The sequence below is a fragment of the Iodobacter arcticus genome (assembly GCF_042664895.1).
Taxonomy (GTDB): Bacteria; Pseudomonadota; Gammaproteobacteria; order Burkholderiales; family Chitinibacteraceae; genus Iodobacter; species Iodobacter arcticus.
Window position 1 is genome coordinate 359,878 of record NZ_JBHTBQ010000033.1, and the last position, 19,685, is coordinate 379,562.

The 19,685-nt window shown below is 50.9% G+C and carries 20 protein-coding genes; 8 read left to right on the forward strand and 12 right to left on the reverse strand.

The features are described 5' to 3' along the window. Positions 1 to 102: 102 nt before the first annotated feature. The 4 genes from ccmD to ccmA all read right to left on the reverse strand — a co-directional run bounded on the left by ccmD (position 103) and on the right by ccmA (position 2,524). Positions 103 to 321, reverse strand: a complete 219-nt coding sequence (gene ccmD / locus ACFQNF_RS15610) for a heme exporter protein CcmD (RefSeq protein WP_380188852.1) — start codon at positions 319 to 321, stop codon at positions 103 to 105. Next, positions 321 to 1,088: a heme ABC transporter permease CcmC gene (ccmC, locus tag ACFQNF_RS15615; RefSeq protein ID WP_380188853.1), complete on the reverse strand. Its 768-nt coding sequence runs from the start codon at positions 1,086 to 1,088 to the stop codon at positions 321 to 323. The genes ccmD and ccmC overlap by 1 nt, the downstream gene beginning before the upstream one ends. Positions 1,089 to 1,224: 136 nt before the next feature. Next, positions 1,225 to 1,899: a heme exporter protein CcmB gene (gene ccmB, locus ACFQNF_RS15620; RefSeq protein ID WP_380188854.1), complete on the reverse strand. Its 675-nt coding sequence runs from the start codon at positions 1,897 to 1,899 to the stop codon at positions 1,225 to 1,227. Beyond that, positions 1,892 to 2,524 (reverse strand): cytochrome c biogenesis heme-transporting ATPase CcmA, encoded by a 633-nt coding sequence (gene ccmA, locus ACFQNF_RS15625; RefSeq protein ID WP_380188855.1) that lies wholly within the window; start codon positions 2,522 to 2,524, stop codon positions 1,892 to 1,894. Before ccmA ends, ccmB begins: the two co-directional genes overlap by 8 nt. Positions 2,525 to 2,854: 330 nt before the next feature. On the opposite strand from ccmA, the gene moaA reads away from it, so the two are divergent. After that, the gene (gene moaA / locus ACFQNF_RS15630) at positions 2,855 to 3,850 is read left to right on the forward strand and encodes a GTP 3',8-cyclase MoaA (RefSeq protein WP_380188856.1); all 996 of its coding nucleotides are present in this window, start codon (positions 2,855 to 2,857) and stop codon (positions 3,848 to 3,850) included. A gap of 294 nt (positions 3,851 to 4,144) precedes the next feature. Here the strand turns inward: moaA and narL are convergent, their stop codons facing one another. Continuing rightward, the gene (gene narL, locus ACFQNF_RS15635; protein ID WP_380188857.1) at positions 4,145 to 4,798 is read right to left on the reverse strand and encodes a two-component system response regulator NarL; all 654 of its coding nucleotides are present in this window, start codon (positions 4,796 to 4,798) and stop codon (positions 4,145 to 4,147) included. Positions 4,799 to 4,845: 47 nt separating this feature from the next. After that, positions 4,846 to 6,681 carry a histidine kinase gene (locus tag ACFQNF_RS15640; RefSeq protein ID WP_380188858.1) on the reverse strand — a complete coding sequence of 612 codons (1,836 nt, stop codon included), beginning with the start codon at positions 6,679 to 6,681 and terminating at the stop codon, positions 4,846 to 4,848. 431 nt (positions 6,682 to 7,112) lie between these two features. Between ACFQNF_RS15640 and napF the strand changes: the two genes are divergently transcribed. From napF to ACFQNF_RS15675, 7 genes are all read left to right on the forward strand, one after another. Next, positions 7,113 to 7,589 carry a ferredoxin-type protein NapF gene (napF, locus tag ACFQNF_RS15645; protein WP_380188859.1) on the forward strand — a complete coding sequence of 159 codons (477 nt, stop codon included), beginning with the start codon at positions 7,113 to 7,115 and terminating at the stop codon, positions 7,587 to 7,589. After that, positions 7,586 to 7,867: a chaperone NapD gene (locus ACFQNF_RS15650; RefSeq protein ID WP_380188860.1), complete on the forward strand. Its 282-nt coding sequence runs from the start codon at positions 7,586 to 7,588 to the stop codon at positions 7,865 to 7,867. Before napF ends, ACFQNF_RS15650 begins: the two co-directional genes overlap by 4 nt. Further along, positions 7,864 to 10,404, forward strand: a complete 2,541-nt coding sequence (gene napA, locus ACFQNF_RS15655) for a nitrate reductase catalytic subunit NapA (RefSeq protein ID WP_380188861.1) — start codon at positions 7,864 to 7,866, stop codon at positions 10,402 to 10,404. The genes ACFQNF_RS15650 and napA overlap by 4 nt, the downstream gene beginning before the upstream one ends. 129 nt (positions 10,405 to 10,533) lie before the next feature. Then, positions 10,534 to 10,977, forward strand: a complete 444-nt coding sequence (locus ACFQNF_RS15660; protein ID WP_293935986.1) for a nitrate reductase cytochrome c-type subunit — start codon at positions 10,534 to 10,536, stop codon at positions 10,975 to 10,977. A gap of 12 nt (positions 10,978 to 10,989) precedes the next feature. Further along, positions 10,990 to 11,691: a NapC/NirT family cytochrome c gene (locus ACFQNF_RS15665; protein WP_380188862.1), complete on the forward strand. Its 702-nt coding sequence runs from the start codon at positions 10,990 to 10,992 to the stop codon at positions 11,689 to 11,691. Between the two features lie 606 nt (positions 11,692 to 12,297). Beyond that, entirely contained in the window at positions 12,298 to 12,444 is a 147-nt protein-coding gene (locus ACFQNF_RS15670) for a hypothetical protein (protein WP_380188863.1), read from the forward strand. A 28-nt stretch (positions 12,445 to 12,472) separates the two neighbouring features. Further along, entirely contained in the window at positions 12,473 to 12,949 is a 477-nt protein-coding gene (locus ACFQNF_RS15675; RefSeq protein ID WP_380188864.1) for a hypothetical protein, read from the forward strand. Between the two features lie 87 nt (positions 12,950 to 13,036). On the opposite strand, the gene ACFQNF_RS15680 is transcribed toward ACFQNF_RS15675, so the two are convergent. The 6 genes from ACFQNF_RS15680 to ccoP form a co-directional block, all read right to left on the reverse strand. Then, positions 13,037 to 14,899, reverse strand: a complete 1,863-nt coding sequence (locus ACFQNF_RS15680) for an iron-containing redox enzyme family protein (protein ID WP_380188865.1) — start codon at positions 14,897 to 14,899, stop codon at positions 13,037 to 13,039. Next, positions 14,899 to 15,792 carry a fatty acid desaturase gene (locus ACFQNF_RS15685; RefSeq protein WP_380188866.1) on the reverse strand — a complete coding sequence of 298 codons (894 nt, stop codon included), beginning with the start codon at positions 15,790 to 15,792 and terminating at the stop codon, positions 14,899 to 14,901. The genes ACFQNF_RS15680 and ACFQNF_RS15685 overlap by 1 nt, the downstream gene beginning before the upstream one ends. Continuing rightward, positions 15,785 to 16,537 carry a sterol desaturase family protein gene (locus tag ACFQNF_RS15690; protein ID WP_380188867.1) on the reverse strand — a complete coding sequence of 251 codons (753 nt, stop codon included), beginning with the start codon at positions 16,535 to 16,537 and terminating at the stop codon, positions 15,785 to 15,787. Before ACFQNF_RS15690 ends, ACFQNF_RS15685 begins: the two co-directional genes overlap by 8 nt. A gap of 146 nt (positions 16,538 to 16,683) precedes the next feature. After that, positions 16,684 to 17,181 carry a FixH family protein gene (locus ACFQNF_RS15695; protein ID WP_380188868.1) on the reverse strand — a complete coding sequence of 166 codons (498 nt, stop codon included), beginning with the start codon at positions 17,179 to 17,181 and terminating at the stop codon, positions 16,684 to 16,686. Between the two features lies 1 nt (position 17,182). Beyond that, positions 17,183 to 18,619, reverse strand: a complete 1,437-nt coding sequence (ccoG, locus tag ACFQNF_RS15700; protein ID WP_380188869.1) for a cytochrome c oxidase accessory protein CcoG — start codon at positions 18,617 to 18,619, stop codon at positions 17,183 to 17,185. Between the two features lie 138 nt (positions 18,620 to 18,757). Then, positions 18,758 to 19,666 carry a cytochrome-c oxidase, cbb3-type subunit III gene (ccoP, locus tag ACFQNF_RS15705; protein ID WP_380188870.1) on the reverse strand — a complete coding sequence of 303 codons (909 nt, stop codon included), beginning with the start codon at positions 19,664 to 19,666 and terminating at the stop codon, positions 18,758 to 18,760. Positions 19,667 to 19,685: the final 19 nt, after the last annotated feature.

A 19,685-nucleotide genomic window follows, 5' to 3' on the forward strand; every position in this document is an offset into this window, starting at 1 on the left:
GGGGACTTTAAAAGCCCTGTGCAAAGAGCGTGGTTGTTATGCTTTTTCGCTGTTTGCTAATGAAAAAACAATTTGGCTAGCGCATATGGAGTTTTACCCGCCCTACGATAGTGATGAATGCTCATATCCCTCATCCTCCATCTCTTGTGCCAAAGCCATCCTTCTTAAATGCTGAATCACTTGCTTGCGTTGCTGCTTAATCAATAGCCACTCTATGCCCAGCCCTAAAACACAGGCGATGAAAGATCCCCAAACATAAAAGCCGTATCCACCCATATGAATAAAATCGCTGAAGCTGGCCCAGTAGATAGTTGAGAACATTATTTCTCTCCTTGGGCGATGCGCTCTTTTACCCAGCGAGTGCGGCTTTCTCTTTGCAAAATAAGCGTGCGAACGCGGGATAGGCAAGTGGCGATGCTGTACATCCACGCCGCCAGCGACATCAACAGCATCGCAATGAGCATCGTACTGGCCATGCTGCTGCCGTTTTCCATCGAGATCGACGCGCCTTGGTGCAGGGTATTCCACCATTTAACTGAGAAATAAATCACCGGCACATTAAATACCCCGACGATCGCCAGCACTGATCCCGCCTTGTCGGCGCGATCGGGCTCATCAATGCTGCGGGTGAGGGCGATAAAGCCTAAATACAGAAAAAACAGCAGCAGCATCGAGGTAAGCCGTGCATCCCACACCCACCAAGTTCCCCACATTGGCTTGCCCCAAAGTGCGCCCGTTAAGAGCGACAGAAACGCCATCAAAGCACCCGTTGGGGCCAAGGCTTGCGCCATCATTGCCGATAAGCGTGTGCGCAAAATCAGATGCATCACCGACCAAACCGCCATGACGATATAAATAAACATCGCCATCCAGCTGGTAGGCACATGCAGAAAAATAATTCGATAGCCTTCCCCCTGCTGGGCGTCGCTAGGCGCAATGGCAAAGCCTAGCCACAGCCCCACAGCACAGAGCAGAAGGGCTACAGCCATAAATAGCGGGATTAGCCGCCCAGCCAGCGGGTAAAACTGCATGGGGGAGGCAAAAGAAAATAAATTCAGCCAGCGCGGGCCGTTATGGCTTGGTTTCATTGTTTCCCTGGATGTTTCTTTGTGTGGGCTGCCATGCGTAGGGCGGGTGAAACCCGCCGTTTTCGTCTTTTATATTAAATATTGGCGGGTTGCACCCGCCCTACAAAACATCCGCTTTTCTCAGCATTAAGCAAAGCTATTCAATAGCCAATCTCACCGACATCGCAGCCAGCCAAGGCGCTAAAAATAGCGTTCCGCAGAGGATGGCGGCAAGTAAGGATAGCTCGGCCATGCCGGATAACCCGCCAGCCACGGCGGCGACCGCGCCGCTGCCAAAAATCAACACGGGGGCGTAGAGCGGTAATACTAAAAGAGCCAATAACATTTCGCCTTGACGCACGCCAAGGGTGAGCGCTGCGCCGATGCTGCCCAGCGCGCTCAGTGTGGGTGTGCCGAGTAGTAAGCTGGCCATCAGCATGAACAGGGTGTCGCTTTCTAATCCGTATTGAATGCCTAAAAGAGGGGCGATTAGGGTAAGTGGAATGCCGGTCGTTAACCAATGAGCGACCAGCTTGCCTGCCACCATCACGCTGGCGGGGGCAGGGGCGATGAGTAATTGCTCTAAGCTGCCATCTTGCCAATCGTTATTAAACAGCCGAGGCAGGGCGAGTAAATTGGCAAGAATCACCGCCACCCACAGCACGCCGGGGCCGATGCGGGCGAGTAACTTAGGCTCGGGGCCGATGGCGAGTGGGAACAAACAGGCGACTAAAACAAAGAACACCACGCCGACCAGCAAATCGCCACGCTGCTGCCACGCCAGTAATAAATCACGGCGAACGATGGCTGCAAAAAAGTGTGCGCTACTCATGCTGCGCTACCTGCTTTAAATCAAGCTCGATGATGTTTTGAATGGCATTGGGTAGTGTTTGATGCGAGGTAAGAATAACGATGCCGCCGTCACGATTGTGCTGGGCAATCCACTCACCCAGTTGATTTTGCGCAGCTTGATCGAGGCCTACAAAAGGCTCGTCAAGTAACCAAAGAGGGCGGCTAATGGCGAGTAGTCTTGCCAAGGCCGCGCGTTTTTTCTGGCCTTGCGAAAGGGAGCGTACAGCTAGATCGCATTGGTGGATCAGCCCGACTTGAGCGAGGGTTTTAAGTGCTGCGGCTTCGCTTAAAGCCTGCCCTGATAAATCTGTTGCAAGGCGCAAATTAGCCAATGGGCTAAGCAAATCTTTTAAGCCATCTTTATGGCCTAGATAATGCAGTGCGGCGTAGTAATCATCGCCCCAAGCCGCCAATGCCTTGCCTTGCCAAGTGATTTTGCCAGCCTGCACCGAGCTGAGTCCCGCCAACATTTTAAGCAAGGTGGTCTTGCCCGCGCCATTTGCGCCGCGCAGGTGCAGGCATTGCCCAGTATCGAGAGTAAATGATAGGTTGGCAAAAAGGGGGCGATCAGCGCGATGGGCTGAAAGTTTGGATACAGAAAGCATGCTGGCAGTATACGGATTTGCGCTTTTCTGCTGACAGGTATTTGGGCCTATCTCAAAAGAGGTAGTCCTAAATGCAACAGGCTAAATAACAGGCTTGGCGTTATAGTGGGAGGTGACAGATGATGATTGGGTTGTTGCTTTGCTTGGGGTGGGCAAGATAAAGCGTTTTGCCTGCCCTACACAAGCATTTGCGGCTCAAGATGGGGTGTGTTTCCGCCATGCCGCTGTTTATTACAAATGCACATTGTTGAGCTGTCATATATCACCATATAGTGCGACTAATGATGAGCTTCATTGAAAGCTGCTCTCTCCCCGTTTTAAGGAAGCCCGATGTTTGCTTCACCGATTGCTCCCTTACAAGATCGATTTGGCCGTGCGATTCGCTACCTGCGTTTGTCGGTAACGGATCGCTGTGATTTGCGCTGTAATTACTGTCTGCCCAAAGGCTTTAATGGCTATGAAGAGCCTGCAAACTGGTTAAGTTTTGATGAAATGACGCGCTTAGTGGGCATCTTTGCCCAAGCAGGCGTTTCTCGTGTGCGCCTTACAGGGGGCGAGCCTTTACTGCGCCACAATTTGCCTGAACTAGCGGCAAGATTATCGGCGCTGCCAGGGGTGGAAGATTTATCGCTCTCTACTAACGCAACTCAGTTAGTAAAGCATGCGGTAGCACTCAAAGCCGCAGGGGTGAAGCGGATTAATGTGAGCTTGGATTCGCTCGATAAAGGCTGTGTGAATACCATCACGGGACGCGATAGTTTCGATGCCATTATGGCGGGGATTATGGCGGGTAAGGCGGCTGGGTTTGAGCCGATTAAGCTCAATATGGTGGCGATGCGCGGTGTGAACGAGCACGAAATCAACCGCATGGTGGCGTTTTGCCTAGAAAATGATTTTATTTTGCGTCTGATCGAAGCTATGCCCATGGGCAGCACCGGCCGCAATGCGCAGTATCTAGATTTAAACCCTGTGCGTGAGCAGCTGGTTGCAGAGTTTGGCCTAATTCCCGAAGTGGCCGAGCTAGGTGGTGGGCCCGCGCGTTACTGGCAAACGAGCGACGGCAGCGGGCGAGTGGGCTTTATTACGCCCATCTCACAACACTTCTGTGCTACCTGTAATCGAGTCCGGCTGGCCGTGGATGGCACTTTATATATGTGTTTGGGCCAAGAAGAAAAATTTGAATTTGCACCGTTGCTGCGAGGCGGAGCCAGCGATGCAGAAATCCTCACCGCACTCAAATCCGCCATCGAGCTAAAACCAGAACGCCACGAGTTTAAAGAGCAACCAGGCAAAATCATCCGCTTTATGTCACAAACGGGTGGGTGAGTTTTTAAAAGTTCTGTAGACACAGAGCTAAATAAGAACACAGAGCACACAGAGAAAAAAAACTGAGTTTAGGTTTTCTTTGTGTGCTCTGTGTTTTTTTGTTTGCAGCGCTCTTGGCTCAGCTTTATATAGAGGTTCAAATTGCCACTTCTATGTAGGGTGGGCAAGTTTTTATGCCCGCGCTGTTTGTGTTCTCCGCATGGATACGATAAAGCGGTGTGCCAACAAGGGTTTCTCTGTGTGCTCTGTGTTCTCCCCGTACTCTGTGTCTACAGAACTTTTTAGAAATAGCCACTATCCCAGTTTTATTCCCTGCTCCACTGCCCAAATTGCCGCTTCTAGCCGTGAGCGGAAGTTTAGTTTTCGCAGTAGGCTTTTGACGTGTACTTTTACTGTGCCTTCTGCAATGCCTAGCTCCCTGCCGACCAGTTTGTTGGATAAGCCATTGGCAAGGCAGCCTAGTATTTCTCGTTCTCGCTCGGTTAAGGATGCCATCATGGCGTTGCGCTCGCTGCCGTCGTCTTCGCGCATCGCTAGGGCGAGTACGCGGCCCAAGCGTTCGGGGATCGCCATTTGGCCGTCTAGCGCTTCGGCTAGGCTGGCAACGATTTCTTCCGGCTCCATATCTTTGAGCAAATAACCATCAGCCCCAGCCCGCACTGCGGCGACTAAGTCGGATGATTGATCGGAAACGGTGAGCATTACCACCCGTGAGTCCAGATCAAGCTCTTTGATAGCGCGCAGCGTGGCAATGCCATCCATTTCTTTCATATTTAAATCTAAGATCACTAAATCTGGATTTTGAGCCTCAACCAGCACAAGGCCTTCCGCGCCGCTGGCGGCTTCGCCGATGACATTAAATCGCTCATCCAAGGCCAAAAGCTGCACTACGCCTTTGCGAAATAGGGGGTGATCGTCGATGACAACGACGGTATATCTATGACTCATTATGTTTTCCTTTGGCGGTGGCGGAGCGTATTGGGCCATCTTGGCAGCTAAGCAGCAAATGGGGTGTTGGGGGTGAATTGCAAAGAGACCAAAGTGCCGCTGGGTGTCTGGCGCCTGAAGGTGAGCTGGCCTTTCAGGCTGTGGGCGCGATCACGCATAATGCTGAGTCCGTAATGTTGCTGTTTATCCGGATGATCGGCGATGCCGCAGCCGTCGTCGGCAATCGTTACCAGAATCGTGTTGTTCAGCCATGCAAGGGTGATCCATGCATGCTCTGCATGGGCGTGGCGCTCGATATTGACAAGGGCTTCGCGCACAATTTGCAGAATATGGATTTCTTCGTGCGCGCTCAGCTCTACCCCCATTAAGTGATTTTCTAAAATGACAGGATGAGCGCCGCGTTCAGTGAATTCTTGCACGGTTTGTTCAAGCGCAGCGGCTAGGCCTCGCTCGTGCATTTGCAAGCGAAAGGTATTGAGTAGCTCGCGCAGCTGGCGGTAAGCATCACTCAGGCCTTCGCGTAGTTCAGTCAGGGCGGCTTGGGCGGTATCGCTGCGTGCTTCCTCAGGAAATTGTGTTTGTAAGCGCACCACTTGAATCTTTAAATAGGATAAAGATTGCGCCAGCGAATCATGCAGCTCGCGGGCAATCACAGAGCGCTCTTCGTGGAGAGCCAAGCGGTGCAGCTCTTGTTTACGCTTGGCATTGGCTAGGGCCGTACCAATTTGCTGGGCAATGGCTTCCAGTAATTGTCTTTGCCAGGGGGCAAGTTCCTGCTTGGCTTTTAGCCTAACCGGCATAATGCCGTAGTTTTTGAGTCCTTCAGTGAGGTGAAAAACCACTTGGCTGGGGTGCTGGCGGGGCGTGTTGGCGGCAGAGGCGCAAGACTGGCAGGCGTTTCGGTCGCAATATTCGCTGGGCCGATTAGGCATGACGGCAAAGCGAAATGCCAAGGGGGCCTGTTCTGTTTCTGTGATGCAAATAGCGGCGTGTTCCAGATCGACCACGCTGCCCAGATCACTTAAAACCTGATCGAATGTGGCTTTGTTGGGCTCCTGGTCGGAGAGGCGTTGTTTGGTGCGGTACAAAAGCTCTAAGCTGCGCTGGTTTTGCGAGAGCGCTTTGGTTTTTTCTGTGACGCGGGATTCCAGCTCGCTAATACCCTGCGCTAATTCGGCCACCATATGGTTGATAGCTTGGCCCAGCTGGGTGATCTCCCCCGCGCCTTCTTCGGGCGAGCGCACACTTAAATCACCATTTCTGATTTTTTTGGCGGCTTTTGCCATCGCAATCAGGGGTTGGGTGACGCGAAGGGAGAGCCATCGCAAAGTCAGAATCAGCACCAAAATCATAATACCCAGGGTGATCCATTGAATACGCCCCAGCCAGAGCAGGCGGCTTTCGTGCCGGGCTTCGATGGCCACGACATAGGCATCAATCAGGGCCACAAATTGAATGGCTCTGGGTAGGATATTGCCGTCGCGCTCGGTGTTTAATTGGGCTAAATCATTTTTGATGGCGGTGCGCCAGTTTGTTTCCATGATGTTGTAGCTGACGCGCACCGGGTCATCGGCGGCTGAGGGCAGGTTGCTAAGCAGGATGGGGTGGTAGAGGCGTTGTTCAAAGTCGGCGATGACTTGCTGCAAGAGAGGGCGGCTGCCTGGCACAGGGGCGGGCGGTGCGTAATGGGTGGCCACAATTAAATATACTTGCTTACGTAAGGAGCCCGCCAGATTGATGGCCGCACCCTCACCACTGGAGCTTGCAACGCTGCTCCAGCTCATTAAAAAAGCCAGAAAAGCAGGCAACACTATTAGCAATAAAGCATGGGCGATAAAGCGCAAAATAGATGTTTCACGGAAAGAGTTTCCGATACGTAACACGGTCTACCTCCAAATTTCCTTCGTGGTGCTTAAATAGGATGCGCGTGGGTACGGGTTTTGATGATGTTGTGAATGCGTTTGTTACAGCTTGCCATCGGAAAGAGCGAGCCTGCTGCATCATTATTATTCTAAGTGTGAGCATCATGCACATGGGTCGGTGGCTCTAATGGCTTATACCCCGGCCTTTGTGCTTGGCTTGTATTGAGTGCTCTTGCTGCTTGCTTGTTCCTTGCGTTTTATTTTATGCCTTTATCTTCGCGCCGTAGTACACCATGCCCTGTTTGCCTGATGCAAATCATGGCGGCCTGCCGCCTATCTCTAAGTAGGTAGCTGTTGCCGCGGCCTGTGGCGTATACCCCCTAAAGAGGCATTGTATCTATTGCCTGTGCAGCCTAGTCTTAGAAATCCTTACAAATAAACTGGCCGCTGTAGTGGATCCTTCACGCCGCAATTTACTTTTTGGGCGCCGCCGTGCTTCAGCGGCGCTTCGCCCGCCTTGGGCTGTGCCTGATTTTCTTGATTGCTGTACGCGCTGTGGCGATTGCGCGGCGGCTTGCCCCACGCAAATTATCAAAGTGGGCGACGGCGGATTTCCGGTGGTGGATTTTACTCAGGCCGAATGCACTTTCTGTGGTGATTGCGTGAGTGCCTGCTCTAGTAATGCTTTAGATTCGCGCATCAACCCGCCTTGGCAAATCAAGGCGAAAATTAATGAAAGCTGCCTTGCAGAGCGGGGCGTTGAATGCCGTATTTGCGGCGAATCCTGTGATGAGCAGGCGATTCGCTTTCAGCTTGCCATTGGCAAAGTAGCACGTCCCTTTGTAAACCCGGATCAGTGTAATGGCTGTGGAGCTTGCGCCGCATCGTGCCCAAGCCAGAGCATTCGTTTGTTGGAGCTGACAGTATGAATATCTTTAGCTTAGTGATTCGGGCGGTGCCCGATTATTTAGAAGAAGTAAAAGCGGCGGTGCTCGCTGTGCAAGGGGTGGAGTTACATCTTGAGCATGAGGGGCGGCTGATTATCACCATCGAGGATGTGCCAGGGATTCGATCATCCGATCTACTCAAACAAATTCAAGACATTCCCCATGTTGCATCGGCCACGCTGGCTTATGAATATTGTGACGAAGAAATGCCACCACCCCCTTTATTGAAATCAAAAAAATCTGAGGAGCGCTTATCATGAGCCTGGATCGCCGTGAGTTTATTAAAATATCTGCCGTCGCTGCTGCGGTAGCCAGTGCAGGCATCCCGCTGGCCGGTGCAGCACCTAAAACCATGCCTGCAACGGCAGGTGAGGGCAAAAGCGCTATTCGCTGGGATAAAGCACCCTGTCGATTCTGCGGTACGGGTTGCGCGGTGCTGGTGGGCACACAAAATGGCCGTGTAGTGGCGACCCAAGGCGACCCTGATGCAGAAGTGAATCGGGGCTTGAACTGCGTGAAAGGGTATTTTCTTTCCAAAATCATGTACGGCGAAGATCGTTTAACCCAGCCTTTGCTGCGCAAGAAAAATGGTCAATATGATAAAGACGGCGAATTCACCCCAATTAGCTGGGATGAAGCGTTTGCCATTATGGAAAAAAAATGGAAAGAAGCGCTTAAAACCAGCGGGCCAGAATCCATCGCGATGTTTGGCTCGGGCCAATGGACGATTTATGAAGGTTATGCCGGCGTTAAATTAATGAAAGCGGGCTTTCGTTCGAACAATCTAGACTGTAATGCACGTCACTGTATGGCCAGCGCGGTAGGCGGCTTTATGCGTACCTTTGGTATGGATGAGCCTATGGGGTGCTATGACGATATTGAAGTGGCCGATGCCTTTGTGCTTTGGGGCTCTAATATGGCCGAAATGCACCCGATTTTATGGAGCCGGATTACCGATCGACGCCTATCTAATCCCAAAGTAAAAGTCGCGGTGTTATCGACTTATGAGCACCGCTCTTTTGAGTTGGCCGATATCGGCTATGGCTTGGTATTTACCCCGCAAACCGATTTGGCGATGATGAATTTTATTTGCCATCACATCATCAAAACCGGCCGCGTCAATCAGAAGTTTGTAAAAGATCACTGTAATTTCAAAATTGGTGAAACGGATATTGGTTATGGCCTGCGCCCCAATAATCCGCTAGAAGTGAATGCTAAATTTAATGGCTATCCTGATGCTTCGGGCAAGCCAAAAAACAATCCGAATGATATGAAAGACGGCTCGTTTGAGCAGTTTTCAAAATTTGTATCCGATTACACGGTAGATAAAGTTAGCAAGCTTTGCGGTATTCCAGAAGACCGGCTGATTGCACTGGCCGAGCTCTACGCCGATCCTAAAATCAAAGTCACTTCGTTCTGGACTATGGGCTTTAATCAGCACACCCGTGGCACTTGGGCGAACAATATGATTTACAACATCCATTTGCTGACCGGCAAAATCGCCGAGCCGGGTAATAGCCCGTTTTCACTGACCGGCCAGCCTTCCGCCTGTGGTACGGCGCGTGAAGTGGGTGTTTTTGCTCATCGCCTGCCTGCCGATATGATGGTCGCCAATCCAGAACACCGCAAACACGCCGAAGAAATCTGGCGCATTCCTGAAGGCACCGTGCCTGCCAAAATTGGCCTGCATGCAGTCGCAATGGCACGGGCGATTAAAGACGGCAAGATTAAAGTCTATTGGCAGATGTGTAATAACAATATGCAAGCGGGCCCCAATATTAATGAAGAGCTGTATCCGGGCTGGCGCAGGCCGGATACCTTTATTGTGGTGTCTGATCCTTATCCAACCGCATCAACGCTGGCGGCCGATCTGGTACTGCCAACCGCGATGTGGGTAGAGAAAGAGGGCGGCTTTGGCAATGCCGAGCGCCGTACTCAGCTTTGGCGTCAGCAGGTGAATGCACCTGGTGAAGCAAAATCAGATTTGTGGCAACTAATGCAATTTGCTAAGCGCTTTAAGGTGGAAGACGTTTGGCCTGCCGATTTGATCGCCAAACAGCCTGCGGTTAAAGGCAAAACGCTCTACGACGTGCTGTATGTGAATGGCAATGTAGATAAATTTAAAGCCGCCGATCAGTACAAGGGCTTTGATAATGTTGAAGCCAAGCTGGCTGGTTTTTATATCCAGAAAGGCTTGTTTGAAGAGTACGCCCAGTTTGGTCGCGGCCATGGCCACGATTTAGCGCCCTTTGATATGTATCACCAAGCACGCGGCTTACGCTGGCCTGTGGTGAATGGCAAGGAAACCAAATGGCGCTATCGCGAAGGCTACGATACTTACGTGAAAAAAGGCGAGGGCGTGCGTTTCTACGGCAATAAAGATGGCCGCGCCAATATTATCGCCTTGCCTTACCAAGCCCCGCCAGAAATGCCTGACGCTAACTTTGATATGTGGCTCTGTACTGGCCGTGTCTTGGAGCATTGGCATACCGGCACCATGACGCGTCGTGTGCCTGAGCTGCATAAAGCCGTGCCGGAAGCGATGGTGTTTATGAACCCGAATGACGCTCAAAAACGCGGCTTACAGCGCGGCATGCTGGTGAAAGTATCGTCACGCCGTGGGGATATTAAAGCGCGCTTAGAAACACGTGGCCGGAATAAGCCGCCGATGGGGCTGATTTTTATCCCCTTCTTTGACGAAGGCCGCTTGGTGAACAAGTTGACGCTGGATGCGACTTGCCCGATTTCTAAGCAAACCGACTACAAAAAATGTGCGGTAAAAGTGGTTAAAGCTTAGGCGTGTAGGGCGGGTGCAAGCCCGCCAAATTACTTGGAATAAATGGCGGGTTGCACCCGCCCTACGAATGGGGTTAGGGATAAATGGCGCTTAGTGATCGGGCCATTTATTCATCCAAAGGAGAAAAAAATGAAAAAATTAATGCCGATGCTGGCGCTGTTTCTGAGCTTCTGTATGCTCTGCGCTCCCGTGGCGCAGGCGGAAACCTTGAAGTCTTTGCGCGGTACTGAAGCGGTTAAAGGCGATGCGCCTTCTGAAAACTATCGCTGGGAAAAAGATCGCAAACCATTGCCTCGCCAGTTTGTGCAGCAGCCACCGCTGATTCCACACACCACCAAGGGCTATCTCATTACCAAAGAGTTTAATAAATGCCTTGATTGCCATAGTTGGGATCGCACGGCAGATACCGGCGCGACCAAGGTATCGATTACCCATTTTAAAACCCGTGGCGGTACTGAGCTTACCAATATCTCGCCACGCCGTTATTTCTGTCAGCAATGCCATGTGCCGCAAACGGATGCCAAGCCTTTGGTTGGCAATACCTTTAAGCCAGCGGATGGCTTGGTTAAGTAAAAGGATTGAATAATGAGCGATGAAACCAAGCCCTCACTGAAGGCGCGTCTTTGTGCCTTGCTGCAAAAATTACGCAGCTTACGCATTGGCTATGTCGGTGTGATTGTGGCGTTTATTGTGGGGATTATCTTTTGGGGCGGTTTTAACACCGCGCTGGAAATGACCAATACCGAGAAATTCTGTTTAAGTTGCCATGAAATGGCGAGTAATGTGTATCCGGAATACCAAGAAACCGTGCACTACACCAATCGCTCCGGTGTGCGTGCAACCTGTCCGGATTGCCATGTGCCGCATGAATGGGGCCCAAAAATGTGGCGCAAGCTTGAGGCTTCTAAAGAAGTTTGGGGCAAGCTCACAGGCTATATTGATACGCGTGAGAAATTCTTGGATAAGCGTATCGAGCTGGCGCAACACGAATGGGCAAGGATGAAGGCCAACGATTCCAAAGCCTGCCGTAACTGCCATAACTACGAGTATTTTGACTATATGGAGCAAAACACTCGCTCGGCCAATGCCCATCAAAAAGGCCTGTCTGAAGGTATGACCTGTATCGACTGCCACAAAGGCATCGCTCACCACCTGCCTGCTGTTAATCAAAACGTAGGGCCAGATGGCAAAGGTGTTAGCCCGGAAGTGATGCACCCCGTGCCCCCTAAAGCTGCAATCCCTAAGGCAGAAAGCGCGAGTGAAGAAGAGATTGCCGGGACGCAGTAAAACCCAAACCTTGAACCACGGAGTACGGAGTTTTACGGAGAAAGCCAAGGGAGGGTCGGCTGTACATCCTATAAATACCGACTCTTTCTATGATGAGGGCTTAAATTTCCTTGGTTTGATATGTAAAAACGGGCACCTTCGGATGTCCGTTTTTTTTGCGAGGATGGAAGATTTTGTTGTAAAAGCGTGCATCTTATTCAGACGTATTGGGATTATATTTACGATATGTTTTCAGTTTGATAAATTAGCCGCTCACCCTAACAAGAGATATCCACGAATGTTTCGTGCGAGCCTTTCTTCAGCAGCCCGCTCTGCTGATGTATTTCTGATGACACCCCACTAGCCTCCTAGCTTGGCAGGTTACGAACGCCTGCGTATTACCCAATCCATTGATGTCTTATTTGAGCATGGGCTTTGCCGTGTATGGCGTAGCTTGATGGCGCACTGCGCGTCTCACTTTTCGATGCTGCGCAATCGCTAAGCGAAACGCTTCGAGTGCGCCCTACAGCTTCGCGCCCAATAAATCATCACGGGATAAATCCCCTTTCTTGCTCGTATGCCATTGCCTATTTCTGGTAAGGCAGGCGTGCGTACGCTATTGGAATCATGATGATTAAATTATTAATGTCTTCCCGCTGGTATCTGTGGTTTAGCTTTGGCTTGCTCATTATCAATATTGGCTCTGGATTAACTGCGGTGGCGGTGTTTAAGGTGGTAAAACCCAAGCAAGTCATGGAGGAGATCTTGACGTAAAAACAGGGAGTATGGCTCCCTGCGTAAGATGGCTTATGGCTTACTTTGTATTAACTTTCCCAAATGGCCGGCCCATCATCCCCTAGTGTGTTTACCGGTAATCCAGCAGCGCCGCTGGATTCCCGACAGCTTGTCATCGACGGTCATATCACGGGTGTCCAGCACGCTCTGCCGAACCCAGTGTCATGGTGCCTTTGGTGACATGGGCGGTTTTGCTGACCAGTGTGCCGTTCAGCTGCACTTTGCCGTCATCAATCGTGGTGTCGCCACTAAAGTGTTACCTGATCTTTACGCCGACCAGCACGAAATCCCCTCACTGCGGACAATCGAGTTGGCGGCTGCGGAACTTGCTTCGCTCAAACAGGCATCAAAGAAACCCCGCCCCGCTTGTTCCTCGCTTCGGCGTTCTTCAAGGGGAGATTTAAGCCCTATGCTACTAGCCGTGATTAAAGTCCAGATTATCTGGGCTTCAAAAACCCTTAAAACCCAATGGAAAATCTCTTAATTCAAAGCCTGCTTTTCTCTATGAAACGCTGTGTCCTCCGTGTTCTCTGTGGTTCAAGATTTGGGTTTGGCGGCATAACATCATTTTTTAAATATGCTCAAACTGCATTAAATAAAGTTGTGCGCAGCGTTTGGCGGTGTTGAGTATGGCTGTAGCTGCTTTGGGGTCGATGGCGAGAGTGATTTCTACGGCGGCAAGCCAGCGGGCTAGATGGTGTTCGTCGTTGGCTCCGTGGTATTCCAAGAATTTGAAGGCTTGCGGTGGCAGGGCTACTTGCTGACGCAGCATGGGCAAGAGCGCAGGCACGATGCGCTGGCCTGTGCCTTCAATAATATAAATTGCGCCCAAGAGGCCAATAGGGTTGGGTGTTGCGGCGAGTGCATGTAGATAGCTATTAAGTGCTTCGCCACCTGGGTTACGTTTGAGCGCGGTGAGTGGCAGCTGGCCACCGGCAGCTTGGTAGTCCTGATAGAGGATTTCGAAATCGTGTTGCTCGTCATTAGCGTGCAGCTCGATCAGGCTGGCGAGCGGGGCAAAGTCGCCACTTAGCGAGGCGGCTGCTTCCCTCATCCACAAGCTGCCTTCGCGCACTTGCGGCACCCAGGCGGCAGTCCAGTTGCGGTAGCTTGCCACATCAAAACGCTGGCTCACCAGTTGCGAGATCACAGGGCTGCGCCAGACTTGCGAGCGATAATCTTGCCATAGGCTGGCGAGTTGAGTGAGCAGAGGTTGCAGCGCAAGCGGGGCATTTTCCGCCTGATGTGGCGCTGGGATATTGGGCTCGAAGGTGTCAGTAGGGGCGGCGGCTGGAGCGATAGGTGGGCTGCTGGTGTCCTCATCGACTACTTCAAATAGCATATACGCTGCGCTGATCCGCCCTGATTCCGGGATAAAACAGAAAATCTTTTCACCAGCCTTAAGCGGCTTGGTTTGTAAGAAATCAGCCAGCATAATAAAAATAGATGCAGCGCCCGTGTTGCCGCGTGTAGCCAGATTGCTATACCAGCGCTCTGGCGGGATGCTAAGCCCCGCTTTGGCGAGTAGGTCTTCGACGACGGGCATAAATTTGGCCGATGAGTAATGGCAAAGAAAATGGTCGATGTCGGTCGATTTAATCCAGCCTTCATCAACCAATTTTACATACTCATGGATACACACATCAAATAGCTGCGGCAACATGCGGATATCTTGGCGTAGCGACATTGCGCCAGCCGCTTCGGCCTCGCTAGAAGAAGCAAAATCTAGAAAAGACTGGCTGCGATCTTCCGTCAGGCCCAGCTGCATACACACTGGGTAATCACCAGAAAAGCTCTTTTGATGAATCCATTTAAGCTTGATATTTAGCCCTGCCTTGGGCTGGCGGCTGAGTAGCAGCGCACCGGCACCATCGGATAGCATCCAGCGCAAAAAGTGCGCGTCAAAATCACTTTGATAGCCACGCGGGGCAAAGCGGCTTTTTTTGAACATGCGTGATGGCATTTCGGCGGCCACAGCCAGCGCTTGTTGGTGCGAACCAAGCTCGATGGCTTGCGCGGCAAATTCAATCGCACTGACGCCTGCCGCACATACGCCTTGGCAGGAAATAGTTTGCATCGGCGGCGCAGCCAGCTCGCCCTGAATCATATTGGCAAAGCCCGGCATGAGCGCGTCGCCCCCCGATGAGCCAACGGCCAATAAAGTTACGTCGCTGAGAGATGTCTGTGCCCGATCTAAGCACTGATGTACTGCGGCTGCGGACATTTGGGCGTGGTTTTCAACGGTCTGGCCCTGTGCATCAATGCCATAATGCCGTGTTTGGATGCCATTCTCCGCCAGAATCCGGCTTTTGATCCGCATAGAAATACGATTGATGGGGGCAATAAAGGCATCCATCTCTTCATTGTTGATAGCTGGCCCGGGTAGATGCAGCCCCGCTGCGGCAAGGTAAACATGTTCAAACTGAATAGGCATCAGGATTCCTTGGTATGGCTCATCAAGCTCTGGCTACGCCAGCGTGGCCAGATGGGGCTTAGAAAATAGCTGCGGCACATATACCAAAGTAGCGGGCCGGCATTGAGGCGCGGATCGACTTGATCTTGGTATTGCAGGTGGAGTTGGGTGAGCGCCGACCAGTGTGCACGCGGGTGGCGATGGTGCGCTGTATGCAGGCCGATATTAAACAGCAGCGGGTTGACCCAGCCTTCAAAGTTGCGAGCAAAATTAATATTTGAGTTGCCATTGGCATGGGCATGTTGCAGGTAATTGGTCGCCAGCAGCCAGTGCAGGCCATAGAGCTGGGGCAGTAAGACAAAAATAAGAAATTTTTGCCAGTTAATCCAAGCCAAAATACCCCAGAGTAAGAGCACTATTACGTATTGACGCAGGCAGTAATAAAACACGCCGGCGTGCCGCTGCTTTAAGCACAGCAGCCAGTCTATAAACAGTGGATAAAGTACGATCGTGGCTTGCAATGGGTGTAAAAGATAGCCGATCAGATGATTACTGTCGCTACCAAAGCGATAAGTGCGCGCCACATCTTTAGGGCCGTGGCGATAGCGGTGGTGATTACGGATATGCGCCGGATAAAACACAAAAGTAGGGTGGCCTTGCAAGAGCGTGATCCAGAAATCGCTGATTCGATTGAAGCGTTTACAGTGCCACATCCGCAAATGGGTGTGATTGTGGTGAATCACGCCAATGCCGAGGGTCAGAAACAGCACGATGGCAAAGAGGATTTGATTGATCAGCGAGGATAGCCCAGTGCGCCATAGCCAAATCACCAGCAGCGGCTGCAAGATGAGATAGAGCAGGCTTTGCCAATCGCGTTTATTTCTAAGCAGCTTATCCGGCAGACTGCTAAGCATTGCGCTCGATCTGCTTATTGGCGGCGTCAGCGGGCAGGGCGGTGTTTAAGAGGCGATCCATAAACGGAAACATAAAGCCGTAATTGCCGTGGTAACAGGCATGGTGCAGATGATGGCGGCGTGCACCATTGAGCCACCAGCGATCATGATCGGCATCAGGCAAAAAGTCGTAATTGGAATGACCGATATTATTAAAAATAATACTAAAAACAGGAACGGCAGCGAGCGAGTAAATCGAGAAATCATGCACCAGCATTGGTAGCATAATCACATTGCCCAGCATGATGGCTTCAACAGGGTGAAAGCTATAGGTCGACCAAGGTGTGGTCACTATCGAGCGATGATGGGGCAGATGAAAGCGCTTTAGCCAGCGGGTGTGTAGCAGACGGTGGTTAATATAGAAGTGGATTTCATTCCAGACCACTAAGACGAAGATTTCGGTAGCTATCTGCATGCCTGAAGCATGGATGGCGAGCTGCGCCCAGCCCAGTTGCAACATGCCCCAGGGGAAAATCATCCCTGTGCCAAATAAAATAATGGCGAGTATTGATTGGCTTAGCTCGCGGGTGAGCTGATGTGGGCCTTGTGGACGAGGATCAAGCACATGGCCATAGGCGATTTTTGGCAGCAGTTGATGGCTTAAAAACCAGGTGAGTGCGCCAAAGCCAAAATACAGGGCGGCAAAAAATAGCACGCCAACGCCCATAATTTCATGCCACTGAGTATTAAGAATAAATTCGCGCACAGAGCTTGGCCCAAAGACAATGGCCAATTGTATGACATTTAACAGCCTGTTTGCATAGTTTGTCGGCGGGCAAGGAGAATGTGTAATGGCTTATCAGGTGGAGGCAAAAAAATAGCCCGCGGTGCAGGCGGGCTATGGGGTGATGCTTACAAAGTAGGGGTAAGCGCTAGGGCTTCGGCATCGCTAATGGTCCATTCGGCTTTTAAGCGCCAATGCTTTTGCGTATCCGCCAGCTCTACTTGCCAGCGCGGCTGGGTGAGGGCATTTTCTAGCTTGCCCACATAAAACTGCGGCGCTTCTTTGCTTAAGATAATGGTCTGATCTTTTCCTGCACGGGTGGGGTGCATCAGCTTGAGTACCAGATTATCGTTGACCGCTTTATTTAGCTGAATACGGATTGATTTACCATCAGCGCCCAGCATCAGCTTGCCGCTTAAGCCTAGCGCTGCTGCTTTGCTATCCCGATGAATCTGGCTGTTAATTTCCTGGCCTTCTTTGTAGTAATCATCGCTGACCAAGCCATCGTCACTTTGTACCGCCTGAAAAAACAAGTTGATCCCGCCGATGACGGCCACCGCAGGAAAAAGAATCAGTAGCCATACATGACGGTGCTTGTACCAAGGTTCAATTGTTTCTACTTGCATTTTATCTTCCTATAAAACTAGATTTTTCTCGTGCCGTGATAGCCGGGTTATCCGTTGCGGTAATAATGAAGTGCATTTCATGGCCGCCGGGGCCAGCTTTGCCTGGCTCTACTTGTACGCGCACACCAATATCTTGGCTGGCTGTGGCTTCAACAAAGATCTGACCGCTGCCTTCCACAATGGTTCTTGAGTTGGGTAAGCCATCGGTGGTGATGATATAGCTATGGGCTTTTTCATCGGCATTTTGAATTTGTAAGCGATAGCTGTTTTCCAGCCAGCCATCGTCAGCTTCTCGCACCATGGCGACCCGGTCACGAGAGATATTCACTTTGATCGGCTTACGCATGACCAAGGAGCCAACGGTAATGCCCAGAATGATAATCAGCACCAGCACATACATCATTACCCGTGGACGAGTGATTTTTTTGATGATGTCGCGTTCCGGGTATTTATGCTCCAGTGCGTTTTCGGTGGTGTAGCGTATCAGCCCGCGTGGATATTGCATTTTATCCATAATTTCGTCACAGGCATCAATACAGGCCGCACAGCCGATGCACTCGTATTGTAAGCCATCGCGGATATCAATCCCCACTGGGCAAACCTGCACGCACACCGTGCAATCGATGCAGTCGCCAAGGCCGGCGGCTTTGTAGTCCGTTTCTTTCTTACGGCTGCCGCGAGGGTCGCCGCGTTCGGCATCGTAAGAAATAATCAGGGTATCTGCATCAAACATCGTGCTTTGAAAGCGCGCATAGGGGCACATGTATTTACAGACTTGCTCACGCATCCAGCCGGCATTGCCATAAGTGGCGAAGCCATAAAAGCAAACCCAAAAGGTTTCCCACGCGCTGAGATTAAACCGGCTTGCTTCTGCCCACAGATCCATAATCGGCGTGAAATAGCCAACAAAAGTGAAGCCTGTCCAGAGCGATAGCAAAATCCAGATGCTGTGTTTGCTTACTTTTAAACGGATTTTTCTTGCGCTGAGCGGTGCGGTATCGAGCTTGATACGGGCCATCCGATCGCCTTCTACCCATTTTTCTATCCAGAGAAAAATCTCGGTGTAGACAGTCTGCGGACAGGCGTAACCACACCAAAGCCGCCCGCCTGCGGTGGTCCAGGCAAAAAGACCAATGGCGCTGGCTAAGAGTAGGGCGGTGAGGTAGATAAAGTCTTGTGGCAGAAATACAAAGCCATAAATGTAAAAAATGTGTTCGTTCAAATTAAACAGCAGCGCCTGGCGGCCATTCATTTGAATCCAGGGCATGCCGTAAAAAAACAGCTGAGTGATCACAACAAATAGAATGCGCCAGCGATTAAATAAACCGTTTACCCAGCGAGGGTAGATTTTTTTATGCTTGCTATAAAGGTGGATTTCTTCATATTCACCATCGTCCTGGATCACAGTGACGGGAATATCACGTAATTTTTTACTCATTTTGACTACTCCAGGCAAAATGGCTTGCGGCAGCGTAGCGCTCGCGCAAAGCATTTCGATCAAGGAAAAACGGGCGGGATAAGCCCGCCCGTTTAAAGCATCAGGGGGCACACACACCTGCCCACCCTAGATGTTTCTTTACTTTGCTTTTTCCTTGTTGGAAAGACCGTAAACATAGCCAGCCAGTAAATGCACTTTGGCATCGCCTAGGAATTCTTTCCAGGCAGGCATCACATTGCTGCGACCATTGGTGATGGTCTCAATAATGACGGCTTCAGAGCCGCCATACAGCCAGTTGTTGTCAGTCAGATTAGGCGCACCTAAATCCTGATTGCCTTTGCCTTCCACACCATGACATGCCACACAGACTTGTTTGAATGTCTCTGCGCCACGGCTGGCACGCAATTCATTACGTGGTTTGCCTGCCAGTTGTAATACATAGTTGGCCGCGTCTTTTACTTTTTCTTCACCAAAAACAGCACCAAACGCAGGCATTTGCCCGTGGCGGCCCTTGGCAATGGTTTCCAGGATTTTTTCTGGTGAGCCACCGTGCAGCCATTCGCCATCAGTCAGGTTAGGAAAACCTTTTGCACCGCGTGCATCTGCGCCATGGCACTGGATACAGTAAGTCAGATACAGGCGCTTACCCATATCCATGGCTTCTTGGCTGTTTGAAATGCTGGCAATCGGCATTTTGGAGTACTTATCGTACAAGTGCTGATATTTAGAATCGGCTTGTACAACTTCTTTGCCGTACTGATTGGTGGAAGTCCATTTCCAGACGCCACCCCAAATGCCTGGGTAGAGTACAAGGTAAACTACGCTAAAAACAATGGTCATATAGAACATCATGACCCACCAGCCTGGCAGCGGGTTGTTGTATTCCTCTAGATCGTCATCCCATTTGTGGCCGGTTACATCGGCGTTTTCACCTTTTTTAAGCTTAACAACGCCTTGGCTCATCAGGAGCAAAGTCATCGCTACAATACCGCCGATCACAATGATCGCGATCCAATAATTCCAAAAGATACTTTGAAAATCTGTCATTTTTTATATCCTCTAGAAA